Here is a 25,633-nt window from a genome sequence, read left to right as displayed (position 1 = left end):
CAAAGGAACCGAGGGGTCTGGGGAGGCCGCGCCTCCCCAGCCTTAAAAAAAGGAAGACTGGGGAGGCGCGGCCTCCCCAGACCCCTCGATCTTTTAGATTTCGCGCTCCATGCGTTGCAGGCGTTCTGCCATGCCGGGGTGGGTGGACAGCCAGCCGCCGTCATCGGACAGGCGGGCCAAGCGGGCCAGCAAGGCGCGAAACGGTTCGGCATCGGTTCCGGTGCGGGCCAGCAGGACCCGGGCCCCGTCGTCGGCCTCGCGCTCAAAGGCGCGCGAATAGCTCCGGTCGAGCAGCAGGGCCGGCAGGGCCGCCGCCTCTTCCACCAAGGCGCCCATGGTCCCCCGTCACCACCCCGGCCACCACCACGACGCCCACCCCCGAGATCAGCCGGCGCAAGCCGTGGTGTTCGCGGATGTGAATCAGTTCGTGGGCCAGGACCCCCGCTACCGCCTCGTCACTGTCCGCCAGGGCGACCAGGGCGTCGGTCAGGACCACGGGTCCTCCGGGGAAGGCCAGGGCATTGGGTCCCAAGCGGGGCGCCTCGGCCAGGACCAGTCCGGGCGAGCTGTCGAGGCCGGCCGCCATCACCAAGGCCTCAAAGCGCTGGCGCAAAGCCGCTTGGCGCGCCTCGGGCAAGCGGGACGGCGCCAGGGCTGTTTTCTCCAAGGTCAGAAAGGCATGCTGACCCAAGGCCCGCTCCACCGGCGTCGGCACCAAAAGGGCCACGTGGTCGGTGGCGAGGGGCACGGCCCAGCGCAGGCTCACAAGCAAGACCAGAACCATCAGGGCGAGGCCCAGCAGGACACCCGGCGAGCCCCGTTCCACCCGGGCCAGCCAGCGGCCCGGGTCGCGCTGTCTCGTCGCCCCGAGAAGACGGGCCACCCCCTGGGAATCCCGGGTGATGAAGCAGCGACCATCGTCTAACACCACCCGGCGCGGCACCCCGGTGACAGCCTCGCTGATCGAGAGATGGGCGGGGTCCAGGCTGGTTTGGGTTTCCCCATCTTCCAGCACGAGCCGCCCGGCCACCAAGCCCAGGCGAGCGGGCCGCCCCTGCGCCGTTCCCGTTTGCATCACGGTGCCGTCGATGCCCCGTTCCATGCCGTGTTCCCCGTTCAGAGGGCTCTCGTTTCGCGGGAGCGCCTAGACACCGATGTCAAACCCTTCAAGGTCGGCAAACTCGGAGGCAAAGGCCGAACCAGCCTCCCGCTGTTTGCTGATAAACGTATCAATCGCCCCAGCCGGCAGGATCCAAAGACAAGAACACTGGTAGCGCCACGCCCGCACCGCGGTCCACGGATGGGCAAAGCCCAGGGTGAGTAGCGTTGCCACTGCGTTGGTCGCCACGATCCAAGTGTAGCGTAGCGCCGAGAGCCGGCACACGAAGCGGTGTCCTTCCTCCAAGGTCAGGTGATTGAGCAAAATCGCCCGGGCGCGGGTGCGGTAAAACACCCGGGCCAGCAGGAAGGCGGGCAGAAAAGACACGGTGAGGGCGGCGCCAAGTTCTTCCGCTTCTTGGAACTCCCCGCCGAGGCCCATGAAAACCGCCGCGCCCGCTGCCCCGCACGTCGCAAACGCCAGCCCCATCACCAGCCCGGCCTGGAGCAGGGCGGCGTAAAAGGGCCCCATCGGCGGCAGACTGGCGAAGCGCGCCGTTCCCAAAAAACGGTGGTTCACCCAATAGCGGCCGCTGGCCCGGGTGGCGAAAGGCAGCAAAATCCCGAGCGACACAGCACTGGCCAGGGGCCAGCCCAAATGGACCTTAGCTGCCGCGCCATAGGTGCCGCGAAAGTCGAAGCGCACCGCCTGCCAGAGGGTCATACGCGCGTTGAAACGTAGCGATCGGTTGACCAGCCAGGGCAAAAGGGCCAGCGAGGCCAGACCCACCGGGACGCTGGCAAAGGGCGAGGCGGTCTCCACCAGGGCGACCAGCCCCAGGATACCCACCACCAGCACCCGGCCCAGCAGGATGGACCACGGCCGGGCGGTGTAATCAAGGCTGCCGCCAGCCGCTTCGGTGTTGCCGTAAAAATAGCGCAGCCGCCGCACCTTGGCCCAGGCCGACCACAGGCCGATGGTCACCAAGGTGAGCAGGAGGTTGGTGATCCAGATCCCGAAGTAGTCGCGGGCCCGGCCATGAAAGGTCACGGGCAGGGCGCCGGGCGGGATGGGGGCGCTCATGGGGGGCTCTCCGGGGCTGGGGCGTGAACAACGGCAAGGGCGTCGGCGATCGAGCGGTCAAACAAGACCAGAGGGGGGCGCACCCCGTGGGCCAGCAACAAGCGGCGCATGGGCACCGAGGCCCCGGTGAGGATCATCCGCACCCCCCGGCGCGCTGCCTTGTGGGCCAGCCCCTCGATGGTGTGGGCGGCGGTGGAATCTAGGAATGGGACGGCCGACACGTCCAAGATCACGGTGCGGTGGCGATCGGCGATGCGCTCCAGAGCCGAGCCGACCGAGGCCGCCGCACCAAAGAAAAACGCCCCGCTGATGCGATAGACCGCCACCGCCGGATCGCGTGCCGTGCGCGCATCATAGGGGAGGCGCTCGGCCGGGGTGCCGTCGGGTCGGTCCTCGGGGATAAAGGCCCGCTCGGCCGTGACCTCGGTCAAGGCCGACATGCGGCTGATGAACAAGGTCGCCCCCACCGCCACCCCAACCAAAATGGCCTCGGTCAGGGAGCGGAACACGGTCAGGCCAAACGTGCACAAAAACACCACCGCGTCGCCCCGCGAGCCCCGAAACAAGGTCATCACGGCGTGGCGTTCGATCATGTTCCACGACAGCAGCATCAAGACCGCCGCCAGTGCCGCCAACGGGATCCGGTCGCCCAAAGGAGCCGCCACCAGGATAAACGCGAGCAAGAACAAGGCGTGCATGATGCCCGCCATCGGGCCGTGAGCGCCGGCCCGCACGTTGGTCGCGGTCCGGGCAATGGTGCCGGTCACACAAATGCCGCCAAACAGGGCCGAGCCCATGTTGGCAATCCCTTGGGCCACCAGTTCGCAGTTGGAGCGGTGGTTACGCCCGGTCATGCTGTCGGCTACCACCGCCGAGAGTAGGGATTCGATGGCGCCCAGCAACGCGAAGGTGATGGCTGTCGGAAAAACCTCCTCTACCCGGGCCCAGGACAGGGAGGGCAGGGCGGGGGCCGGCAGGCCTGTGGGGATGCCGCCAAAGCGCGAGCCAATGGTTTCCACCGGCAGCTTGAACAAAGCCGTGATCCCGGCAGCCACGGCGATGACGAGGAGCATGCCGGGCCACTGGGGTTTCCAGCGCTTGAGCAGGACCAAGCCCGCCAAGGTGGCGCTGGCCAGGGCCAAGGTGGGCCAATCGGTGCCGGGCAGAGCCTGCCACAACACCGGCAGTTTTTCCAAAAGCGCCGCAGGCTCCGCGGCGGGCAGGGTCAGGCCCAGGAATTCCTTGATCTGGCTGACAAAGATCACCACGCCGATGCCGGCGGTAAAGCCCAGGGTCACGGGATAGGGGATGAATTTGATATAGGTTCCAAGCCGTAAAAACCCGATGGCCAGCAGCAAAAGGCCCGAGAGGAACACCGCAAGGATCAGGCCGTCCACCCCATGGGTCGCCACCGTGGTCGAGACTAAGACGATGAAAGCGCCCGCCGGACCGCCGATTTGAAAGCGGCTGCCGCCGAACAACGAAATCAGAAAGCCGCCAATAATCGCCGTGTACAGGCCCCGGTCGGGGGTGACACCGGAGGCAATGGCGATGGCGGTGGACAGGGGCAAGGCGACGATGGCCACCGTCAGACCGGCCAGAAGGTCGTGGCGGATCTGGGCCGGGCCGTAGCCCTCGCGCAAGACCGTCACCAGCTTGGGGGTAAAGAGGTCCAGGAACGTGGGGGGAGCGACCGTCACCGGACGCGCATCAAAAGCCATGGATCCAACGCCTTGGGTTTTGACGGCGGGATCGTCGGACAGCGGCAAGCCCCGTCGTGCTTGGGGAGTCTTAAGAACAGAGGTAGTCCCGTTGCCGGGGCTTGGTCAAGGCCCAGCAAAAAGAACGGCCTCTCGAGGGGAGGGAGAGGCCGTTTCAAGGGAACCTGAAGGCTTGAGACACCAAGAAGAGGACCGGGGCCGCCCTGGGGCGGCGTCCCGAACGCGGTGAAATTAATAAGCGTTCGCGATTTCTGAGGCAAGGACAATCGCACAGGGACAAAAAAAAGGCTGGGGAGGCGTGCCCCCCCAGACCTCTGGGTCTCTCGGACGGGGAGGTGATCAGCCGACGATCTCGATCTCGGAGAAGAAGAAGGCGATCTCGTTGGCGGCGTTTTCGAGGGAGTCGGAGCCGTGCACCGAGTTCGCTTCGATGGATTCGGCGAAGTCCTTGCGGATGGTGCCCTCGGCGGCGTTGGCCGGATTGGTGGCGCCCATGATTTCACGGTTGCGCAGCACGGCGTTTTCGCCTTCCAGCACCTGGGCGACGACCGGGCCCGAGGTCATGAACTCGCACAGGGACCCGAAGAAGGAGCGCTCCTTATGGACCTCGTAGAACTGGCCGGCCATTTCCGGGGTCAGACGCAGGCGCTTTTGGGCCACGATGCGCAGGCCGCCTTTTTCGAAACGGTCATTGATGGCGCCGGTCAGGTTGCGGCGGGTGGCGTCGGGCTTGATGATCGACAGGGTACGTTCAATCGCCATGTTGGTTTCCCTTGGCTGTGGACCCCCCCGAACGGGGGAGGGGCCAGCCCCGGGAGGGGCCGGCGGGATGAGCGGGCTTCTACCGCGAAGCGTTTGCCGGAGCAATCCCCGACTTAGGCCCGGGAGGGGATCCCTCGGGCCGGCCATCGTCGCGCAAGACCACGTAAATCGCGGGGATCACCAGCAAGGTCAGGGCGGTGGACGAGGCTAGGCCAAAGACCAGGGACAAGGCCAGTCCCTGGAAAATGGGGTCGCCCAGGATGAAGGCGCCGCCGATCATGGCCGCAAGTGCGGTCAAGACGATGGGCTTGACCCGAACCGCGCCCGCCTCCAGCAAGGCATCGCGCAAGGAGCCAGCATGGGCCCGCGCGTGGCGGATGAAGTCCACGAGCAAGATCGAGTTGCGCACGATGATGCCGGCCAGCGCGATGAAGCCGATCATGGAGGGGGCCGAAAAGGGCGCGCCAAACGCCCAGTGCCCAAGCACGATGCCGATCAAGGTCAAGGGCACCGGGACCAGGACCAGCAGCGGGATCTTGAAGCTCTTGAACAGGCCCACCACCAGCAGATAAATGCCCAGCAAGGCCACGCCGAAGGCGGCGCCCATGTCGCGGAAGGTGACATAGGTGATCTCCCACTCGCCGTCCCACAGCACGCTGGGCCGGGATTCATCAAGGGGGGCGCCGTGCAGGGCGACGGGCAGGGGATCGGGGGCCTCGGCCAGGAGTTTGTTGACCGCGAGCATGCCATAGATCGGCGCCTCCACCGCCCCGGCCAAGTCGGCCATGACCATTTCGACAAAATGGCCATCGCGGCGGTAGATCAGGCGCGAGCTTTCCTCCTTGTGGACGCGCACCACGTCGCCCAGTTCCACGGTTCCCGAGGCGGCTGGCACCGGGGTGGCCAGCAGGCGCTCGCCCGGGGTCAGGGCGTCCGGGGGCAGGCGCACGACGATCTCGACCGGCCGCGCGCCTTGGCCCTGGTGGGAATAGCCCACACTGACCCCGCCGATCAGAGCGGCCAGGGTATCGTAAACCGCTTCCTCCTCGACGCCATGCAGGGCCAGGGCCTCGCTGTCGAGCGAATAGCGCAGGCGCGGCGCCTTTTCGCCGGCCATGTCGTCCACGTCCACGACAAACGGCACCGCCGCGAAGGCGGCCTTGACCCGGGCCAGGGCGGCTTGGCGGCTGGCGTCGTCGGGGCCATAAATCTCGGCCAGCAAGGTGGCCAGCACCGGCGGACCCGGAGGCACCTCCACCACCTTCAAGCTGGCGCCGGGTGGCACGGGCAAGGAGCGCAGCCGCTCGCGCGCCTCCAAGGCGATGGCGTGGCTGGCCCGCGTCCGGTCGTGGCGCGAGACGAGGTTGACCTGAAGGTCGCCCATGTGCGGCGCCTCGCGCAGGTAATAATGGCGTACGAGGCCATTAAAAGTGAACGGCGCCGCCGTACCGGCGTGGAGTTGCACGCTGGTCAGTTCGGGAAGATCGGCCAGACGCCGGGCGGCCGCGCGCAAGACGCGCTCGGTTTCCTCCAGCGAGGTGCCCTCGGGCAGGTCGGCAATCACCTGGAACTCCGACTTGTTGTCGAAGGGCAGCAGCTTGACCGTCACGTCGCGGGTATAAAACAGCGTGCACACGGCCAGCGTGGCAAGGCCGGTGAGCAGCAGGAAGGTCAAGGCCCGGGCCCGGCTGGCCAGCACCGGGCGGGCGAGCGCGCGGTAGAAGCGGCCCAGCCGGCCCTCGTGATCGACGGCTTCGGCGTGGGCGGCGCTGGCGGCGCGCCGGCCAGCCAAACGCAGCAGCAGCCAAGGCGTGATGACCACCGCGACAAAAAAGCTGAACACCATGGCCGCCGAAGCGTTGGCCGGGATGGGGCTCATGTAGGGGCCCATCAGGCCCGAGACGGCCATCATGGGCAGCAAGGCGGCGACGATGGTCAAGGTGGCGATGATGGTGGGATTGCCCACCTCGGCCACGCCATCCACCGCCTTGTCCACCACGGAGCGATCGTCGCGCATCGCCCAGTGCCGAGCGATGTTCTCCACCACCACGATGGCGTCATCCACCAAAATGCCGATGGAAAAGATCAGGGCGAACAGGCTGACCCGGTTCAGGGTGTAGCCCATGAGCCAACTGGCAAACAACGTAAGCAAGATGGTGCAAGGGATGACCAAGGCGACCACCAGACCCTCGCGCCAGCCAATCGCCAAGCTGACCAGCAAGACGATGGACGCCGTGGCCAGACCCAGGTGGAACAGCAGCTCATCGGCCTTGTCCTGGGCGGTGGCGCCGTAGTTGCGGGTGACCTCCACCGCCACCCCCTCGGGGATCAGGCGGCCCTTGAGGGTGTCCAGGCGCTCTAGCAGGGCCTCGGCTACCACCACCGCGTTGGCGCCCTTGCGCTTGGCAAAGGCCAGGGACACGGCGGGACGGATGTCGAGCTCCTGGCCGCCGGCCACCGGGTGGGCCTGCCACAGCCGGTGTTCCTCCGGGGTGGATCCCACCACCACCCGGGCCACGTCGGCAACATAGACCGGCCGGCCGTCCTGGGTGGTGATCAGGAGTTGGCCGATGTCGGGCACCCCTTGCAGGGTTTGGCCGGCCGCTGCGGGCAGGGCGCTGTTGGCCTCGCGCAAGGAACCCACCCGGAAGGAGCGGTTGGCGTTTTGCACCTTCTCGACCAGTTGGTTGAGGGTGACGCCCAGCGTGGCCAGCCGTTCGGGATCGGGCTCGACCCGGATTTGGTTGGGGGCATCACCGATCAGGAAGGTCAGGCCGATGTTTTCGTCCTTCATCAGTTCAGGCAACAGGTCCTGGGCGAGGTCGGTTAGGGCATTGCGGGTCCAGCGGTCGGCGTGTGGCCCCTGACCGGCGAGAGTGAGCACCACGATGGGCACGTCGTTGATGCCCCGCCCGACGATCAACGGTTCGGGGATGCCAAGCGGGATGCGGTTATAGTTGGCACGGATGGTCTCGTGGACGCGCAGCATGGCCACGTCCTCGTCGGTGCCAACCTTGAAGCGGGCGGTGACCGCCACCTGATCATCCACGCTTTGCGAATAGACGTGGTCCACGTCGTCGATGCCCTTGACCACGTCCTCCAGGGGTTTGGTCACCAGTTCCACGGCATCGACGGCGCGCAGGCCGTCGGCGGAGATGTGGATATCAACCATGGGCACTGAGATCTGCGGTTCCTCCTCGCGCGGCAGACCAGCCAGCGCGAGGAGGCCCACCGCCAGCGCCGCCAGGAGAAGGAGGGGCGTGAGCGGCGAGGCGATGAAGGCGCGGGTCAGGGTTCCCGAAAGACCGGCTTTCATGGGCGTGCCCCCGCCGCCGGGAGAGTCAGGGTGTCGCCCGCGTGCAGGCCCGAGAGGACCTCCACCCAGTCCCCCTGGCGCTGGCCAGTTTGCACCACCACCGGGCCCCCCTCGGCCAGATGGGCGAGGGTCAGGCCGAAGCGGTGCTCCAAGAAGCGCCCGGGTACCCGCAGCACCGGGCGTTGGTCGGTCGCCACAGAGACCAAGGCGCGTTCTCCTACGAAGTAGTCGCCAAGGCCCTCCACGCGCACGTCGGCGATGACCCGCCCGGCCTCCAACTTGGGATATACCTGCACCACCGTGCCCTCGCTGGTCGGCCGGGGCGCGCTGACGTCCAGGCCGCGCGGCCCCACCCGCACCGAGGCGCCCTTGGACAGGAAGCGGGCATGGCGTTCGGGCAGGCGCAGGCGCAAGATGGTGGTCTCGGCGGCGATGCTGGCCAGGGGCTCGCCGGGCAGGACCACGGCGCCGTTGGTGACGCTGACCGCCAGCACCCGGCCGGCGCCCGGCGACAGGACCGCGCCATCCTCGATCTGGCGGGCGATCACGTCGCGATCGCGCTTGGCTGCTTCCAGAGTTTGGGCGGTGACGCGGGCCTTGGTGGCGGCTTCGTCGAGGTGTTGCTGGGCGACGGTGCCCTGGGCCCGCAGCGCTCGGGAGCGACCAAGCTCTAAGGTGGCCTGCTCCAGTTCCGCCTGAAGCGAGCGCACCCGCGCCTCGGCGGCTTGCATCTGCAACAGGAGTTTCTCGTCGGCGATGACCGCGATCTTCTGTCCTTTGGTCACCGGGTCGCCCTCGTCGAGGGCGAGACTGCCCACGGTGCCGCCGATGCGGGCGCGCGCCTGGAGCATGTCCGTGGTTTCCACCGTGGCGAACACTGCCTTCCAGTCGGCAACGGTTTCCTGGCGTACCACAAACGAGGCGGTGTCATCGGCGTGGGCGCCGGCGGGGAGCAAGACCAAAGACAGGGTTAGGCCCAAACTCAGGCCCCAGTCCAGGCCCCAGCCCAGGGGGGGCTGGTGCGGGCTCCGGGCAAGGCCGTCCCGTCTTCCAGCGCTTGCGGTTTTCATCGCACTCACGAGGGTCTCCTTTGTCGCGCGCGGGGCGTCCCCGGTGTTTTTTCTTGGAGAGAGGGGAGGGTAGCGTCGGTCCATCATATTAGTAAACACTAATTTTAGTCGGAACCAGCGGCTTTTCCCTTGAAACCCCGACCTTCGGAGCGCTACTTTTTGCCAGGGGAGTATCGAGTCGCGGGTAATAGGTGAACTGTTCCCGGCTTTCTCCTCTTGGGCGTGTCAGGGAGAATTGGGTTGCGCCAGGGGCGAAATGCCCTCAAGAGAAACATTCATTTTGGCGAGAAGCGCAGAGAGGCAAGCGGCAAGCACGGCCCGGGAACCGGGCAGAAGTTGCCCAGATTAAGACTCTCTTCACTGCACGGGTCCTACGGTACGAGAAGGCTCTTGCGTGAGTCGGCAATCTTTGGCGGGATATGACGAGCGATATATGTCGTCTCGGGGGCCAGGGTGCTGGGCACCCCCGGCGGCCGACCAATTAGGGGTGGGTGGGCATCGTGAACAACTTCGTTCAGACCTTGCGCAGTCTGGGGCCTGTCCGTCTCGCGGCGCTGGCGGGGGTGGGGCTTGCCCTGATCGGGTTCATCATCTACTTCGCCTCGCGCATGTCCTCGACCCAGATGGATTTGCTCTACGGCGACCTGCCGCCCGGTGACGCGAAGGCCATCATTTCCCAGTTGGAAGAGCGTAACATTCCCTACCAGATGGGGGATGGCGGCAAGTCGATTTTGGTGCCGACCGATCAGGTGCTCAAGCTACGCGTGCAAATGGCCGAGCTGGCCCTGCCCACCGGGGCCACCGTGGGCTACGAATTGTTCGACAGCGCCAGCGCTCTGGGCTCGACCCAGTTCACCCAGAACATCAATCTGGTGCGGGCGCTGGAAGGCGAGTTGGCCCGCACCATTCGCTCCATCGATGGCATTGAGGCGGCGCGGGTCCATCTGGTCCTGCCCAAACGGGAGCCCTTCACCCGCGAGGAGGTGCAGCCCAGCGCCTCGGTGATTGTGCATATGCGCGGCGGGCGCTTGCAGCCCAATCAGGTGACGGCCATTCAGAATTTGGTGGCGGGCTCGGTGCCTTCCATGAAGACGGCGCAGGTGTCGATCATCGACGAGCGCGGCACCTTGCTCACCCGCGGCGGTGAGGACGAGGGCCTGATGTTGGCCCACACCCAAGACGAAATGCGCAAGGCTGAGGAGCGCCGTCTCGCCCAGGCCATCGAGCAACTGATCGAGCGTTCCGTGGGGCCGGGCAAGGTCCGCGCCGAGGTGTCGGCCGAAATGGACTTCAACCGGATGGTCACCAACAAGGAGACCTACGATCCCGAAGGCCAAGTGGTGCGCTCGGCGACCAACATCGAAGAAGACAACAACACCTCCGACACGGTGGACAACGTGTCGGTGCAACAGAACCTGCCCGATGGTCAGTTCCAGCAGAGCAACGCCCCCGTTTCGCGCACCACGGAACGTCGCACGGAAGAGACGATCAATTACGAGATTACCAAGGTCACGACCAACGAGATCAAGGAAGCGGGCAAGGTCCGCCGCCTCTCGGTGGCGGTGATGGTGGATGGGATCCCCAGCAAGGCTGCGGACGGCACGGTCTCTTGGCAGCCCCGCACCCAGGAGGAAATGCAGAAGATCACGGCGCTGGTGCGCTCGGCCATGGGCTATGACCAGGGGCGCGGCGACCAGTTGGAAGTGGTCAACATGCAGTTCGTCGATCTGTCCGACATGCTGGCGGGCGGCGAGGAATGGATGTTCCTGGGCTTCACCAAGCCCGAGATCATGAAGATCGCCGAGGGCCTGGGCGTGGCCGTGGTGGCGATCCTTGTGATCTTGCTGGTGGTGCGGCCCTTGGTTCAGCGGGCCTTCGAGAACCTGCCCTCGGGGGCCGATCAGGCCGGCGTCGGGTTGTTGACCGCCGAGATGCAAGGGGCGCCCCAGCTCACGGGACCGGGCGGTATGCCCTTGCCCGGATCCATGTTGGGCGCGCCCGACGAGTTGGAGGACGCCGAGGAGTTGATCGACATCGACAAGGTCGAAGGCCGCGTCAAGGCCTCCTCCTTGCGCAAGATCGGCGAAATTGTCGATAAGCACCCTGAGGAAGCCCTGTCGATTATTCGCAACTGGCTGTATCAGGAAACGTGACGCCTCCGGGGCCGCTGTTTGACAGGAGATCCAAGCCGTGTCGCGCATCAAGGAAGATTATCGCAGTCTGACCGGCCCGCAGAAAGCCGCCATCATGATGCTCTCGCTGGGCGAGGATCATTCCGCCAAGCTGTTCGCCATGATGGACGACGAGGAAATCCGCGAGTTGTCACAGATCATGGCCACCTTGGGCACCATCGGCGCCTCGGTGGTGGAACGCCTGTTCATCGACTTCGCCGATGCCATCTCCAACACGGGGTCCCTGGTCGGCTCCTTCGACACCACCGAACGACTGCTCATGCGCTCCTTGCCCAAGGATCGCGTGGCCCAGATCATGGAAGAGATCCGCGGTCCGGCAGGCCGCACCATGTGGGACAAGCTGGGCAATGTGAACGAGCAGGTGCTGGCCAATTATCTCAAGAACGAATATCCGCAGACGGTGGCCGTGGTCCTCTCCAAGATCAAGCCCGACCACGCGAGCCGGGTGTTGACCTTGCTGCCGGAAAACTTCGCGATGGAAGTCATCATGCGCATGCTGCACATGGAGGCGATCCAAAAAGAAGTCCTGGAAGGCGTGGAGAAGACCCTGCGTACCGAGTTCATGTCCAACCTGGCGCGCACCGCCAAGCGCGACGCCCACGAGATGATGGCCGAGATCTTCAACAACCTCGACCGCAATACCGAAAGCCGCTTCCTCACCTCCTTGGAGGAGCGCAGCCGCGAGTCCGCCGAAAAGATCAAGAAGCTCATGTTCACCTTCGAGGATCTGGGCCGTCTCGATGCCCAAGGCGTGCAGACCTTGCTGCGCCACGTCGAAAAGGACAAGCTGGGGCTCGCCCTCAAGGGCTCCTCAACGGCGATCAAAGACATGTTTTTTGCCAACATGTCGGAGCGCGCCGGCAAAATGCTGCGCGAGGATATGGATGCCATGGGCCCCGTGCGCCTGCGCGAGGTGGACGAAGCCCAGAACTCCATTGTGACCTTGGCCAAGGATCTGGCCGCCAACGGACAGATCGTGATCTCCGAGGGCAAGGACGAGGACGAACTGGTCTACTGATCGCCTGAACGGGGATCCTTGCGGGACGAAGTGGGAAGCCCATGGCCGAGATTGCCAAGTTTTTGTTTGATCGGCGCTTCGACCGCCCGCTCGGCCCCCGCCTCCCCAGCCTTTCTTTTTCCGCTTTCCCGACGCCCAGTCCCGGGGGAAAGAACTCCTTGAGCCCTGGGGAAAAGTGCTCTATAAAAAGCGTGACATCTTCTTGACACGGCCGGCAGGCTGGCAGGGGGTGGGCCGGTGGCCCACCTTTTTTGTTTTAGGCGGTCCCGTGGACGAACAGGTCGGACCGATCCACTAGGGAGACACGACGATCGTGATGGGGCATCTGAATAAGCTGCTGGCCCCCACCGCCGAGGCTTTGGGCTATGATTTGGTCCGGGTATCGCTGTTGGGCAGTGGCCGGCCGACCTTGCAGGTGATGGCCGAGCGTCTGGACGAAACCCCGATGACGGTGTCGGATTGCGAGGCCTTGTCGCGGGCGCTGTCGGCGGTTCTGGACGTGGAGGATCCCATTGCGGGCGCCTACATGCTGGAAGTCAGCTCGCCGGGGATCGACCGCCCCCTGACCCGCCCCAAGGATTTTGCGCGGTTTGCCGGGCGAGATGTCCGCATTGAGACGGATCGTCTTGTGGACGGCTACAAGCGGATCAAAGGGGTCTTGCTGGGGATCGACAACGACCGGACGGTAAAGGTTCAACTGGCCGAGCCGTCCCGCCTTGCGGACGGTCAGCCGGGATCGGACGTTCTGGCCATTCCGTTTGGGGCGATTACCAAGGCGCGTTTGCTGTTGACCGACGCCCTGATCGCGGAATCGCTGCGCGAGGCGGCGCGGCGGGCCGAGGCAGAGACCCTCCCCGAGGAGGATGACGCCGTCGCGGACGAGGCCGTCGAGGAGCCTGGCCGCTAGGCGGTCGGACGATAAGCAGAAAGACGAGAGCGATGGAACGAACCGTTGGCATGAGCCGCCCCGAGCTGATCCAGGTCGCCGACACGGTGGCCCGGGACAAGAACATTGAGCGCGAGGAGGTGTTCGACGCCATGGAGCAGGCCATTCAGAAGGCCGGCCGCTCCAAGTACGGTCACGAGCATGACATTCGCGCCCGCATCGACCGAAAGACCGGCGAGATCAAGCTGGCCCGCTACCTTGAGGTGGTGGAAGAGGTTGAGAACGAGTTTACTCAGGTGACCTTGGCTCAGGCCCGGCGAAAAAAAAGCGACGCCCAGGTGGGGGATTTTTTGATCGATCCCTTGCCGCCCATCGACTTCGGACGCATCGCCGCCCAAACGGCCAAGCAGGTGATCGTGCAAAAGGTGCGCGATGCCGAGCGCGAGCGGCAGTATTCGGAGTACAAGGACCGCCTGGGCGAGATCGTCAACGGTCTGGTCAAGCGGGTTGAATTTGGCAATATCATTGTGGATCTCGGCCGGGCCGAGGCTTTGCTGCGTCGCGACGAGGTGATACCCCGCGAGCCCTTCAAGGTGGGGGATCGCATCCGGGCCTACATCGCCGATGTGCGCCAGGAGCCGCGCGGCCCGCAGATTTTTCTCTCGCGCACCCATGAACAATTCATGGCCAAGTTGTTTGCGCAAGAGGTCCCGGAGATCTATGATGGCATCATCGAGATCAAAGCGGTGGCCCGCGATCCTGGGTCCCGCGCCAAGATCGCGGTGTTGTCCAACGATCATGCCATTGATCCGGTCGGCGCGTGTGTTGGTATGCGCGGCTCGCGCGTCCAGGCCGTGGTGGCCGAGTTGCAAGGCGAAAAGATCGACATTATCCAGTGGTCGTCGGATCCCGCGACCTTCGTGGTCAACGCCTTGGCGCCGGCCGAGGTGGCCAAGGTGGTTCTGGACGAGGAAGCCAACCGCATCGAGGTGGTGGTTCCCGACGAGCAGTTATCCTTGGCGATTGGCCGTCGTGGTCAGAATGTGCGTTTGGCCTCCAAGCTCACCGGGTGGGATATCGATATCCTGACCGAGGCCGAGGAAAGCGAGCGACGGCAAGAAGAGTTCCATTCGCGGTCGAAGGCCTTTATCGAGGCGCTCGACGTGGACGATGTGATCGCCCATCTGCTGGTGACCGAAGGGTTCAGCATCGTGGAGGACGTGGCCTTCATTGATCCGACCGAGTTGGCGGCGATTGAAGGATTTGACGAAGACGTGGCGGTCGAGCTGCAAGAGCGCGCACGCGGCTTCGTGACGGAACGGGAGGCCCGCAATCAGGCCCGCCGGCGCGACCTTGGGGTCGAAGATGCCGTGGCGGCTCTGGAGGGTCTCAGTGGAACCATGCTGGTGGCGCTGGGCGAAAAGGGCATCAAAACCCTAGATGACCTAGCGGATCTGGCCACCGACGAACTGCGCGAGATTCTGGGGAACGATACCCTGGATGAGGCGGGGGCCAACGCCATCATCATGGCGGCCAGGGCCCACTGGTTCGACGACGAGGCCAGCGAGGCAAAGGAGGCCTAAGCCGGATGAATGAAACCCCGCAGGCAGGTCCCCCCGATCAGGAGGGGGAAACCCCCTCCGGCGATCGGATGGACCTTTCCCTGGAGGACGAACGCGAGCCGGATGGACCGACGCGACGCTGCATCGTCACGCGTGCCGTCCGCCCTCGGGAGCTGATGCTCCGCTTTGTGGTGTCCCCTGAGGGGGGGGTGGTGCCCGATCTTGACGCCCGCTTGCCTGGAAGGGGATTCTGGTTGAGCCCCGGGCGCGATGTGATAGAAACAGCGTTGGCCAAGGGCGCCTTTGCCCGGGCCGCGCGCCGGTCGGTGACGGTTCCCGACGATCTGGCCGTCCAGGTAGATCATCTGTTGCAGGAACGCTGTGTTGGCTTGATCGGGCTGGCTCGCAAGGCGGGTCAGGCGGTTTGTGGTTTTGAAAAGGTCAAGGCCATGATCCGTACCCAAGCCGACGCCTTGTTGCTGGAAGCCTGGGACGGGGCCGAGGATGGCCGGTCCAAGCTGGCGTTTTTAGCGCAAGGGTCCCGGCATCAGGCTCTTGATCGTGCGACCTTGGGACGGGCCTTTGCCCGCACCGAGGCGGTGCACGCGGCGATGGCGCCGGGGGGCTTGGCCCGCCGGCTCGACGTTGATCTTCTTCGCCTGGGTCGCCTGCGTGGGCGCCGGGGCAGCATGGACGCCGAGGTCCCGGATCCCGGCGGCAAGGGGCGGCGTAAGGCCGTCCGGGCATGACACCCCCTGCTGTGGGGCGTTTTGCCGCGAGGTTCATGATCCCCGACGCACTAGGCGCCGGGACGAGGTGAAATCGGGGGCCGTGTCCCCCGGGCGGGCCGAGGGGTCCGGATGGTTGGAAGCAGGGCAAAGCCGCATGACGAACGACAAGGACCGCAAAGCCCCCCTGTCGCTGTCCTCCAAAGGGAAGCTTGAGTTGAGGAAGAGTGTTGAAACCGGCCAGGTGCGGCAAAGCTTCTCCCATGGACGCTCCAAGGTGGTGCAGGTCGAGGTGCGCAAGAGCAAAAAGCGTCCCCTGACGGCCGCTGGTGGCGATCCCGCGGCCATCCAGAATGCGAGCCGCGGCGCGGCGACGCAGGATAACGGCCTGACGGCGACCGAGCTGGAAGGACGTCGGCGCGCGCTGGACGAAGCGGCGCGCGCGGCGGCCGAGGACGCTGCGCGCCGGGTGCGCGAGGCCGAGGAAGCCGCACGTCGGGCCCGCGAGGCCGAGGAAGAAGCCAAGCGCAAGGCTATTGAGGACGAAGCTCGTCGCAAGGCCGAGGAAGAGGAGGCCAAGCGTCGCGCCGAGGAAGAGGCCAAGCGCAAGGCTGAGGAAGACGGCTGCCGCCAAGGCCCGTCCCCAAGAAGGGCCGCGCCCGGTGGAGGGCGAGCGTCCCTGGACCGCGTCCGGTGGGGCCGCGTCCGGGGGATGGGTGAGCGCCCGGGGCCGCGCCCGGTGGGGCCGCGTCCGGGGGATGGCGAGCGTCAGGGGCCGCGCCCGATGGGCGGCGACCGCCAGGGGCCGCGTCCGACGGGCGGTGACCGTCAGGGGCCGCGCCCGACGGGCGGCGACCGTCAGGGGCCGCGTCCGACGGCCGGTGACCGTCCGGGGCCGCGTCCGATGGGCGGCGACCGTCCGGGGCCGCGTCCGATGGGCGGCGACCGTCCGGGGCCGCGTCCGGTGGGCGGTGATCGCCCGGGACCGCGCCCGGCGGCGACTCCGGTGCCCGATGGCGCGCGCGCCGTGGTGCCGCCGCCGTTGTCGGAAAATCCGCGCACGGTGGGCCGGCGCGACGACGAGGATGAGGAAGGGCGCAAGAAGGCCGCTCGCAGTGGCGTGGCTGCCCCCAAGGCGCCCCCCGTCAAGCGGGGTGAGCAGAAGCGCCGCGGCAAGCTGACCATTTCGGTGGCGTTGACCGGGGAAGAGCGCTCGGAGCGGGGTCGCTCGGTGGCGGCGTTGCGCCGCGCGAAGCAGAAGGAAAAGCGCAAGGCTGAGGGGAATCTTCCCTCCGAGCGCGTGGTGCGTGACGTCATCATTCCCGACACCATCACGGTGCAGGAGTTGGCGAACCGCATGGCCGAGCGCGGCGCGAACGTGATCAAGGCGCTGATGAAGATGGGCGTGATGGCGACCATCAATCAGAGCATCGACGCCGACACCGCCGAACTGGTGGTGAGCGAATTCGGGCATCAGGCGCGTCGCGTCTCTGAATCCGACGTCGAGCTGGGTCTGGTGGACGCCACCCCGGATACGGACGATGACTTGGTGTCTCGCCCGCCGGTGGTGACGGTGATGGGGCACGTGGACCACGGCAAGACCTCCTTGCTGGATGCCATGCGCTCGACGAACGTGGTTTCGGGCGAGGCCGGTGGCATCACCCAGCACATTGGAGCGTATCAGGTCATCCGGGAGTCGGGCCAGCGGATCACGTTCATTGACACCCCGGGTCACGCGGCCTTCACGGCGATGCGTGCCCGTGGGGCTCGGGTGACCGACATCGTGGTCCTGGTGGTGGCGGCCAACGACGGCATCATGCCGCAGACGGTGGAAGCCATCCGGCATGCGCGGGCTGCCGGGGTTCCGGTGGTGGTGGCGATCAACAAGATCGATCTGCCCGATGCCAACCCGGACAAGGTGCGTCAGGATCTGCTCCAGCATGAGCTGGTGGTGGAAGACCTGGGCGGTGATGTGCTGACGGTTGAGGTGTCGGCCAAGAAGCGCCTGAACCTGGAGAAGCTGGAAGAGGCCATTTTGCTCCAGGCCGAGGTTCTGGATCTCAAGGCCAACCCCGGCCGGGCCTGTCAGGGCGTGGTGATCGAAGCCAAGGTCGAAAAGGGCCGGGGCTCGGTGGCGACGATCCTGGTGTCGCGTGGCACGTTGAAGGTCGGCGACATCTTTGTGGCCGGGGCCGAGTGGGGCCGGGTGCGGGCGTTGGTGGACGATCGCGGGGCCCGGGTGGTCGAGGCGACGCCGGCCATGCCGGTCGAGGTCCTGGGCTTCCAGGGGACGCCGGCGGCGGGTGACGACTTTATCGTGGTCGAGGACGAAAACCGCGCCCGCGAGGTGTCTGAATACCGGCGCCGCAAGGAGCGCGAGGCCCAGCAGGTCAAGGGCGCGCGTTCGACCATGGAGCAGATGTTCGAGCGTATCCAGGCCGGCGAGGCCAAGGAGCTGCCGGTGGTCATCAAGGCCGACGTGCAGGGCTCGGTGGAAGCGCTGGTTGGCACCTTGGAGAAGTTGGGCAACAACGATGTCAAGATCCGGGTGCTGCATGCAGCGGTCGGCGGCATCAACGAGTCCGACGTGACCTTGGCGAAGGCCTCCGATGGCTTGATCGTGGGCTTCAACGTCCGCGCCAACCCGCAGGCCCGCGACATGGCGCGGCGCGATGGGGTGAAAATCCGTTACCACTCGATCATTTACGCGGTGGCGGACGAGGTGAAGGCCCTGCTGTCGGGCATGCTGGATCCGACCTACAAGGAGCATTTCATCGGATACGCTCAGATCCGCGAAGTGTTCAATATTACCAAGGTGGGCCGGGTTGCGGGCTGTATGGTCACGGAAGGTGTGGTCAAGCGCGGCACCAAGGTTCGCCTGTTGCGCGACGACGTGGTGGTGCACGAGGGCACCTTGTCGCAGCTCAAGCGGTTCAAGGACGATGTCCGCGAAGTTCGCGAAGGCTACGAATGCGGCATGTCCTTCGAGAACTATAACGACATCCAGGTCGGCGACATGATCGAGTGCATTGAAGTCGAGCAAGTCGCGGCGACGCTGTAACACTGGCGGCCACCGGGGGGTGTCCCTCCCTGGTGGCCCCGTTTTTTTGAGAGGGCGTTGTCCCTGTGACAACGCGGTCGAAGAGGTCCCCGCCATGTCCCGAAACAGCGGCAAGGCTCCCTCCCAGCGCCAACTGCGCGTGGGGGAGGAGATCCGTCACGCTTTGGCCGAAGTGCTGGAGCGAGGCGACATCCACGAACCGGTTTTGGCCGAGACGCCGGTGACGGTGAGTGAGGTCCGGGTCAGCCCGGATCTTCGCGCGGCCACGGTCTTTGTCATGCGCCTGGGCGGCGGGGTGATGGACGAGGTGTTGGTGGCGCTGCGCCGGGCTCGGCCGTTTTTGCGCCATTGCCTAGCGTCGAAGCTCCAGACCCGGTATGTCCCCGACCTGCGCTTTGAGGTGGACGTCACGTTTGACGAGGCCGGCCACATTGCCCAACTGCTGAACCGGCCCGAAGTGCGCCGCGACCTGGGGGCCAACGACACCCGCCCGACGGATCCCCCGGGAGAGCTCCCGGAATGAGCCGGCGGCGGGGACGGCCGGTGCATGGTTGGCTGGCGGTGGACAAGCCGCTGGGCGTGACGAGCGCCGACGTTGTCAGCTTGGCTCGGCGGGTGCTGGGGGCGGCCAAGGTGGGACACGGGGGCACCTTGGACCCGCTGGCATCGGGCGTGCTGCCTTTGGCGTTTGGCGAAGCCACCAAGACGGTGTCGTATGTCATGGACGGCGCCAAGGTCTACGAGGTGGGCGTCGCCTGGGGCGAGGAGCGCGACACCGACGACCGCGAGGGACAGGTGACCGAGACGAGCCCGCATCGCCCGACGACCGAGGCGATTTTGGCGGTGCTGCCCCGTTTCATGGGCACGATTTCCCAGGTGCCGCCGGCCTATTCGGCGGTGAAGGTTGCGGGGCGGCGCGCCTATGACTTGGCCCGGGCCGAGGAAACAGTGTCGTTGAGCGAGCGGCAGGTGCGGATTGATGCCCTGACCCTGGTGTCCCAGCCGTCGGCGGACGAGGCGGTGTTTCGGGTGGTGTCGGGGAAAGGAACGTATATGCGGGCCCTGGCGCGGGACATGGCCCGGGCTCTTGGTACCGTGGGCCATGTAAAGGCGTTGCGGCGGTTGGCCTGCGGGCCTTTTACCGAAGAAACCGCGATTTCGCTGGAAGTCTTGACCGCTCTCGGGCAAGATGAGGCCGCTCGACGCCTTCTTCCCATCGAGGCCGCGCTGGACGACATCCCGGCCGTGCCTCTGACCGAGGAGGAAGCCCGCCGCCTGTCGCAAGGACAGGCCCTGTCCCTCTTGTCCCTGGCAAGCAGGGTGTCTCTGGACAGTCTCGCTTCTGGCGATGCGGTCCAGGCCTTGTTTAATGGACGGGTGGTGGCGTTGGCGCGGGTCGCGGGGGTGGAAATTCGTCCTGCCCGTGTGATTCATCCCTAGGGTCCTGGTCCACGATGGATCGGGCCTGTCGTTATATGGAGACTGCCCGATGTCGATCACGCCCGAGCGCAAGCAAGAGGTGATCAAGGATTTCGCGACCAAGGAAGGCGACACCGGCTCGCCTGAAGTTCAGGTCGCCATTTTGTCCAATCGGATCAATGCTCTGACCGAGCACCTGAAGATCCACAAGAAGGACAACCACTCGCGTCGTGGTCTTCTGATCATGGTGGGGCAGCGCCGCCGGCTGCTGGACTACCTGAAGCGTAAGGACACGAAGCGCTACGAGGATCTGATCGCCCGTCTTGGCTTGCGCAAGTAAGGGCTCAAGGAGGCGCCGGATCTTTCCCGCGAGGAAAGGCCGGCGCTTTCGTCCTTGAAGGGGACTGCGCGTTGGGAGGGGCCATGGCGCGCGATCCTTGTGTGTGGTAGGACGATCAAAGGGTCTCTCGCGGGGCGCGAGGTGACGGGTCGAGGGCCAAGGCCGGACCCGTGACCTGGCGCCCGGAGGGGACAACACGAGATAACGAAGGCACTACGGTGCTGGGGCCACGCGGGATCCAGGGGATCCCCCGGCCGACAGGGATCCCCCGCCACGACGGCGGTGACTTAAGGCACTCGGGATCCGACACCGGCAGGCGCAATCCGGCGGCGCTGGCAACGCAAAAGGAAGAACTGACGCATGTCCATGTTCAAGGTGTTCCGCAAGGAAATCGAATGGGGCGGTCGCACGCTGGTCCTGGAAACGGGGAAAGTCGCCCGTCAGGCCGATGGGGCGGTCATGGCCAGTCTGGGAGACACCACGGTGCTGTGTACCGCCGTGGGGGCGCGCAAGGCGTCGGCGTTCGACTTCTTCCCGCTGACGGTGAACTACCAGGAAAAGACCTTTGCCGCCGGCAAGATCCCGGGCGGCTTCTTCAAGCGCGAGGGGCGCCCGAGCGAGCGCGAAACCCTGGTCTCGCGCCTGATCGACCGGCCCATCCGGCCGCTGTTCGTCGAGGGCTACCGGTGTGAAACCCAGGTGGTGGCGACCGTGCTGTGCCATGACCTGGAGAACGATCCCGATATCGTCTCGATGATCGGCGCCTCGGCCGCGCTCACCCTGTCCGGCCTGCCCTTCCTGGGCCCGATTGGCGCGGCCCGGGTGGGCATGATCGACGGCGCTTTTGTTCTGAACCCGACGCGCGAGCAACAGACCCGCTCGTGCCTCGACCTCGTGGTCGCGGGCACGCGCGAAGGCGTGCTGATGGTGGAATCCGAGGCCAAGGAACTGACCGAGCAGCAGATGCTCGACGCGGTGATGTTCGGCCACGAGAGCTATCAGCCGGTGATCAACGCCATCATCGAGCTGGCCGAGCAGTGCGCGCGCGAGCCCCGGGCGGTCGAGCCCCCCTCCCCGGCTCTGGTGGCGATTGAGGACAAGGTGCGGGCCCTGGCCGAGGCCGGTCTGCGCGCCGCCTACGCCGAGGCCGACAAGATGGCCCGCCACGACCGCGTGAGTGCGGTGAAGGACCATGTGGTGGCCGCCCTGGCCGAGGATCCGGCCAAGGATCTGGTCGCCGGCGTGTTTAAGGACCTGGAGAAGGAGATCGTGCGCGGCGCGATCCTCGACACCGGTCGGCGCATTGATGGGCGCGACACCCGCACGGTCCGCCCGATCGAGGCGATTGTTGGGGTTCTGCCCCGGGCCCACGGCTCGGCGCTGTTCACCCGCGGCGAGACCCAGGCCCTGGTGGTCACCACCTTGGGCACCGGCCAGGACGAGCAGATCATCGACGCCCTGGAAGGCGAATACCGCGAAAACTTTATGCTGCACTACAACTTCCCGCCCTACTCGGTGGGCGAGACGGGCCGGCTGGGCTCGCCCGGTCGCCGCGAGATCGGGCATGGCAAGCTGGCGTGGCGCGCACTGCATCCGATGATGCCGCCGAAGAGTGAATTCCCTTATACCGTGCGCATCGTCTCGGAGATCACCGAGTCCAACGGCTCGTCGTCGATGGCCACGGTGTGCGGTTCCTCGCTGGCCCTGATGGATGCCGGCGTGCCGCTCAAGGCGCCGGTGGCCGGCATCGCCATGGGGCTGATCAAGGAAGAAGACCGCTTTGCCGTGCTGTCCGACATCCTCGGCGACGAGGATCACCTGGGCGACATGGACTTCAAGGTGGCCGGGACCGCCCAGGGCGTGACCAGCCTACAGATGGACATCAAGATCACCTCGATCACCCGCGAGATCATGGCGATCGCTCTGGATCAGGCCCGCGACGGCCGCACCCATATCCTGGGCGAGATGGCCAAGGCCCTGGGGGATGCCCGCGACGGCCTGTCCGATTTCGCGCCGCGCATCACGACCATCAAGATCCCGCCGCAGAAGGTGCGCGAGGTCATCGGATCGGGCGGCAAGGTCATTCGCGAGATCACCGAAACGACCGGGACCAAGATCGACATCGAGGACGACGGCACCATCAAGATTGCCTCGGCCGATGGCGACGCGGCCCAGCGGGCCGTGGACTGGATCCGTGGCATTGTGGCCGAGCCCGAGATGGGCGCGATCTATATCGGCAAGGTGGTCAAGGTCATGGACTTTGGCGCGTTCGTTAACTTCCTCGGCACCCGCGATGGCTTGGTTCACATCTCGGAGCTGTCTTCGGAGCGGGTGCGCAAGGTGACCGACGTGACCAACGTTGGCGATCAGGTCAAGGTCAAGTGCATCGGCTTCGATGACCGGGGTAAGGTCAAGCTGTCGATGAAGCAGGTGGATCAGGTCACCGGCGCGGATCTGTCGGCGGTGGCGACCGAACCGGCGCCCGAGGCCTGAGGATCATGGCCGCCCCTCCCCTGCCCCCGCAGGAGCGGGAGATCAGACACCCGGCTCGCGAGCGGGTGATTGGGCATCGCGGGGCGGCGGCCCTGGCCCCGGAAAACACCCTGGCCGGTCTGCGGCGTGCCGCGGCCGACGGGGTGGCCTGGGTCGAGGTGGACGTCCAACTGACCGCCGATGGGGTGCCTGTGTTGCTCCACGACGCGACCTTGGAGCGCACCACCTCGGGATCGGGTCCCTTGGCCGCGGCGACGGCGGCCGAGGTGGCGACTTTGGATGCCGGATCATGGTTTGGTCCGGCGTTCACGGGGGAGCCCGTGGCCTTTTTGGCGCCCGCTCTGCGCACGGCGGCGGGCCTGGGCTTGGCCATGGTCCTGGAACTGAAGGCACCGCCCGACGGCGCTGCCCTGGCCCGGACCGCCCTGGCGGTGGCGCTGGCGATCCAGCCGGTGCCGCGCTTTCTTGTGTCTTCCTTTGATCTCGACGCCCTGGCGGCGGCGCAACGCCATGCGCCCGAGGTGCCCCGGGCTTTACTGGCGGACGGCGCCGACGGTTGGACGGCGGCCGATCTGATCGCCACGGCCCAGCGCCTGGGCTGCGGTGCCGTGCATCTAGACGATGCCCTGGCCACCCCACAAACCCTACAGGTTTTGGAACAGGCGGGCTTGGCCCGCGTTGTGTGGACGGTCAATGAACCGGCCCGCGCCCTGGCCTTGTGGGACCAGGGGGCAGATGCCATTATCTCGGACCGTCCGGCGATGCTGCTGGACGCGACGACACGAGCGACGCCACGGTCCTAGGAAACGGGTGCAGACCGAGGGTCCCCTTGAGGGAATCGGTTGGTTTTGTCCGTTTGCAGGGTCGTTCAGAGATAAAAAAAGTCAAACTGGAGGGAAGGCCCCGGTGAAGAACATTGATCCGCTCATGATATCGGGCAAGGAGGTTCTGCCCCTAGTCGAGGGAGGCAAGGGGATTTCGGTCAGCAGCGGCGCCAGCTCGGGCGCCTGGGCGGCGGCCGGCGGTGTGGGAACCATCAGCGGGGTCAACGCGGATTTTTACGACGAGACCGGGGCCCTGGTTCACCAGGAGTATAAAGGCACCACCCGGCGGGCCCGGCAGCAAGAGTTGATCGCCTTTGGCATCCAAGGCGCCATCGCCCAGGCCCGCAAGGCCCACGACGTGGCCGGAGGCCGGGGCCGGTTGCACATGAACGTGCTCTGGGAGATGGGCGGGGCCGAGTCGGTCCTGGAAGGGGCCCTGGAGGGCGCCAAGGGGCTCATCCATGGGGTGACCTGTGGGGCAGGCATGCCCTATCGCGTGGCGGAAATCGCGGCGCGGCACGGGGTTTACTACTACCCAATCGTGTCATCGGCACGGGCCTTCAAGGCGCTGTGGAAGCGCTCGTATTCCAAGTTTGCCGAGTGGCTGGGCGGCGTGGTCTACGAGGATCCGTGGCTGGCCGGGGGCCACAATGGCCTGTCCAACAGCGAGGATCCGGCCCAGCCGCAAGCGCCGTTGCCCCGGGTTGCCGAACTGCGTGCCGCGATGCGCGAGTTGGGAGCGCCGGAGCGGCCGATCTTTATGGCCGGCGGTGTTTGGTATCTGCGGGAATGGCAGGACTTCATCGGCAATCCTGACCTGGGGCCGGTGGCGTTTCAGTTTGGCACGCGGCCGCTGCTGGCGGCGGAAAGCCCGGTGAGCCAAGCGTGGCGCGAGCGCCTGCTGGGGTTGAAGCCGGGGGATGTTTTGTTGCACCGGTTTAGCCCGACGGGTTTTTATAGCTCTGCGGTGCACAACGCCTTTATCGAGGATCTGGTCCATCGCTCCGAGCATCAGGTGGCCTACGCCAGCGCCCCCGAGGGGGACAAGTCGGAGGCCTTGGCGCTGGGGCCCCGGGGACGGCCGGTATACATGAGCGCCGAGGATCTGGCCCGGGCGCAGGCGTGGATGGCCGAGGGATTGAGCGAGGCCTTGCGGACTCCAGACAACACCTTGGTTTTTGTCACACCGGAGAAATCGCGCGAGATTCGCGACGATCAGAACAGCTGCATGGGGTGCCTGTCGGGCTGCGGGTTCTCTAACTGGGCGCAGAACGAGGAGGGAACAACGGGCAAGCGTGCCGATCCCCGGTCATTCTGCATTCAGAAGACCCTGCAAGCCATCGCCCACGGGGGCTCGGTGGAGCACAACCTCATGTTCGCCGGCCACAACGCCTATCGCTTCGCCACCGACCCGTTTTTTGCCGAGGGACGGATCCCGACGATGAAGGAATTGGTGGATCGTATCCTTACTGGCGATTGAAACGAGGTACGTAAGCACCGGATTTTGTGGATAAAATGGAGGCTCCGTAAGAGTGGTTCTTGACTTTGGTCCCATTTCACGCGACTGTTGTGTTGAAGCCGTGTTTTTCAACGGGGGACCGTAAGATGAACCACTATCGACCCTACCGGCCGCTGCTCGACAAGCTGCGCGCGGCGGGTCTGCGGCCAACCCGGCAAAGACTCGCCCTCGCTCGCTTGATGTTTGAAAGCGGGATGACCCGCCACGTCACAGCGGAAACGCTCCATAACGAGGCAATGGCGAGTAACGTGTCGGTGTCGTTGGCCACCGTCTACAACACCCTCCATCAGTTTACGGAGGGTGGCCTCCTGCGAGAGGTGGTTGTTGACCCTGGTCGGTCGTATTTTGATACGAACACGACCAGTCATCACCACTTCTACTTTGAGGAGACGGGCGTGTTGGTTGACATTCCCGCAACCGACGTCGCGATCGCTCGATTGCCGGAGATCCCCGATGGCGCCACGGTGCGGTCGGTTGATCTGATCATTCGCTTGGCCGCCGCCGCCTGACCGGGCGGCGGTTTCCCCAGACGATCGGCGG

20 protein-coding genes are annotated in these 25,633 nt (G+C 65.8%); 13 read left to right on the top strand and 7 right to left on the bottom strand.

Going from position 1 to position 25,633, the window contains the following annotated elements; genetic code table 11:
* Positions 1-93 precede the first annotated feature (93 nt).
* From RSPPHO_RS21470 to RSPPHO_RS05175, 7 genes are all read right to left on the bottom strand, one after another.
* A complete protein-coding gene (locus RSPPHO_RS21470; RefSeq protein WP_014414220.1) occupies positions 94-336 on the bottom strand; it encodes a M48 family metalloprotease in 243 nt (80 codons plus the stop codon).
* Complete coding sequence (locus tag RSPPHO_RS21465) at positions 263-1,102, bottom strand: M48 family metallopeptidase (RefSeq protein WP_014414219.1); 840 nt, start codon at positions 1,100-1,102, stop codon at positions 263-265. The genes RSPPHO_RS21470 and RSPPHO_RS21465 overlap by 74 nt, the downstream gene beginning before the upstream one ends.
* A gap of 42 nt (positions 1,103-1,144) precedes the next feature.
* Positions 1,145-2,182 (bottom strand): YjgN family protein, encoded by a 1,038-nt coding sequence (locus tag RSPPHO_RS05195; protein ID WP_014414218.1) that lies wholly within the window; start codon positions 2,180-2,182, stop codon positions 1,145-1,147.
* Positions 2,179-3,903 (bottom strand): SulP family inorganic anion transporter, encoded by a 1,725-nt coding sequence (locus RSPPHO_RS05190; RefSeq protein ID WP_051013996.1) that lies wholly within the window; start codon positions 3,901-3,903, stop codon positions 2,179-2,181. Before RSPPHO_RS05190 ends, RSPPHO_RS05195 begins: the two co-directional genes overlap by 4 nt.
* A gap of 339 nt (positions 3,904-4,242) precedes the next feature.
* Positions 4,243-4,665, bottom strand: a complete 423-nt coding sequence (gene ndk, locus RSPPHO_RS05185) for a nucleoside-diphosphate kinase (RefSeq protein ID WP_041794381.1) — start codon at positions 4,663-4,665, stop codon at positions 4,243-4,245.
* A gap of 79 nt (positions 4,666-4,744) precedes the next feature.
* A complete protein-coding gene (locus RSPPHO_RS05180) occupies positions 4,745-7,981 on the bottom strand; it encodes an efflux RND transporter permease subunit (protein WP_014414215.1) in 3,237 nt (1,078 codons plus the stop codon).
* Positions 7,978-9,051, bottom strand: a complete 1,074-nt coding sequence (locus tag RSPPHO_RS05175) for an efflux RND transporter periplasmic adaptor subunit (RefSeq protein WP_157879320.1) — start codon at positions 9,049-9,051, stop codon at positions 7,978-7,980. The genes RSPPHO_RS05180 and RSPPHO_RS05175 overlap by 4 nt, the downstream gene beginning before the upstream one ends.
* A 500-nt stretch (positions 9,052-9,551) precedes the next feature.
* On the opposite strand from RSPPHO_RS05175, the gene fliF reads away from it, so the two are divergent.
* The 13 genes from fliF (at position 9,552) to irrA (ending at position 25,602) form a co-directional block, all read left to right on the top strand.
* The gene (fliF, locus tag RSPPHO_RS05170) at positions 9,552-11,204 is read left to right on the top strand and encodes a flagellar basal-body MS-ring/collar protein FliF (protein WP_041796638.1); all 1,653 of its coding nucleotides are present in this window, start codon (positions 9,552-9,554) and stop codon (positions 11,202-11,204) included.
* A gap of 37 nt (positions 11,205-11,241) precedes the next feature.
* On the top strand, positions 11,242-12,261 hold the full coding sequence (gene fliG / locus RSPPHO_RS05165; RefSeq protein WP_014414212.1) for a flagellar motor switch protein FliG: 1,020 nt from the start codon (positions 11,242-11,244) through the stop codon (positions 12,259-12,261).
* A 316-nt stretch (positions 12,262-12,577) separates the two neighbouring features.
* The gene (rimP, locus tag RSPPHO_RS05160) at positions 12,578-13,168 is read left to right on the top strand and encodes a ribosome maturation factor RimP (protein ID WP_157879095.1); all 591 of its coding nucleotides are present in this window, start codon (positions 12,578-12,580) and stop codon (positions 13,166-13,168) included.
* A gap of 32 nt (positions 13,169-13,200) precedes the next feature.
* A complete protein-coding gene (nusA, locus tag RSPPHO_RS05155) occupies positions 13,201-14,730 on the top strand; it encodes a transcription termination factor NusA (RefSeq protein WP_014414210.1) in 1,530 nt (509 codons plus the stop codon).
* A gap of 5 nt (positions 14,731-14,735) precedes the next feature.
* Positions 14,736-15,458 (top strand): RNA-binding protein, encoded by a 723-nt coding sequence (locus RSPPHO_RS05150; RefSeq protein ID WP_014414209.1) that lies wholly within the window; start codon positions 14,736-14,738, stop codon positions 15,456-15,458.
* Between the two features lie 136 nt (positions 15,459-15,594).
* Entirely contained in the window at positions 15,595-18,498 is a 2,904-nt protein-coding gene (infB, locus tag RSPPHO_RS05145; RefSeq protein WP_041794379.1) for a translation initiation factor IF-2, read from the top strand.
* Between the two features lie 94 nt (positions 18,499-18,592).
* A complete protein-coding gene (gene rbfA / locus RSPPHO_RS05140; protein ID WP_041794376.1) occupies positions 18,593-19,021 on the top strand; it encodes a 30S ribosome-binding factor RbfA in 429 nt (142 codons plus the stop codon).
* On the top strand, positions 19,018-19,938 hold the full coding sequence (truB, locus tag RSPPHO_RS05135; RefSeq protein ID WP_014414206.1) for a tRNA pseudouridine(55) synthase TruB: 921 nt from the start codon (positions 19,018-19,020) through the stop codon (positions 19,936-19,938). Before rbfA ends, truB begins: the two co-directional genes overlap by 4 nt.
* A 49-nt stretch (positions 19,939-19,987) precedes the next feature.
* Entirely contained in the window at positions 19,988-20,257 is a 270-nt protein-coding gene (gene rpsO / locus RSPPHO_RS05130; protein ID WP_014414205.1) for a 30S ribosomal protein S15, read from the top strand.
* A gap of 360 nt (positions 20,258-20,617) precedes the next feature.
* A complete protein-coding gene (gene pnp, locus RSPPHO_RS05125) occupies positions 20,618-22,750 on the top strand; it encodes a polyribonucleotide nucleotidyltransferase (RefSeq protein ID WP_014414204.1) in 2,133 nt (710 codons plus the stop codon).
* 5 nt (positions 22,751-22,755) lie between these two features.
* Positions 22,756-23,553 carry a glycerophosphodiester phosphodiesterase family protein gene (locus RSPPHO_RS05120; RefSeq protein WP_014414203.1) on the top strand — a complete coding sequence of 266 codons (798 nt, stop codon included), beginning with the start codon at positions 22,756-22,758 and terminating at the stop codon, positions 23,551-23,553.
* Between the two features lie 103 nt (positions 23,554-23,656).
* Positions 23,657-25,054 carry an NAD(P)H-dependent flavin oxidoreductase gene (locus tag RSPPHO_RS05115; RefSeq protein ID WP_041794372.1) on the top strand — a complete coding sequence of 466 codons (1,398 nt, stop codon included), beginning with the start codon at positions 23,657-23,659 and terminating at the stop codon, positions 25,052-25,054.
* Between the two features lie 125 nt (positions 25,055-25,179).
* Positions 25,180-25,602: an iron response transcriptional regulator IrrA gene (irrA, locus tag RSPPHO_RS05110; RefSeq protein ID WP_041794369.1), complete on the top strand. Its 423-nt coding sequence runs from the start codon at positions 25,180-25,182 to the stop codon at positions 25,600-25,602.
* Positions 25,603-25,633 lie beyond the last annotated feature (31 nt).

Source organism: Pararhodospirillum photometricum DSM 122 (assembly GCF_000284415.1).
GTDB lineage: Bacteria > Pseudomonadota > Alphaproteobacteria > Rhodospirillales > Rhodospirillaceae > Pararhodospirillum > Pararhodospirillum photometricum.
This window is presented reverse-complemented; position numbering and strand designations above follow the sequence as displayed.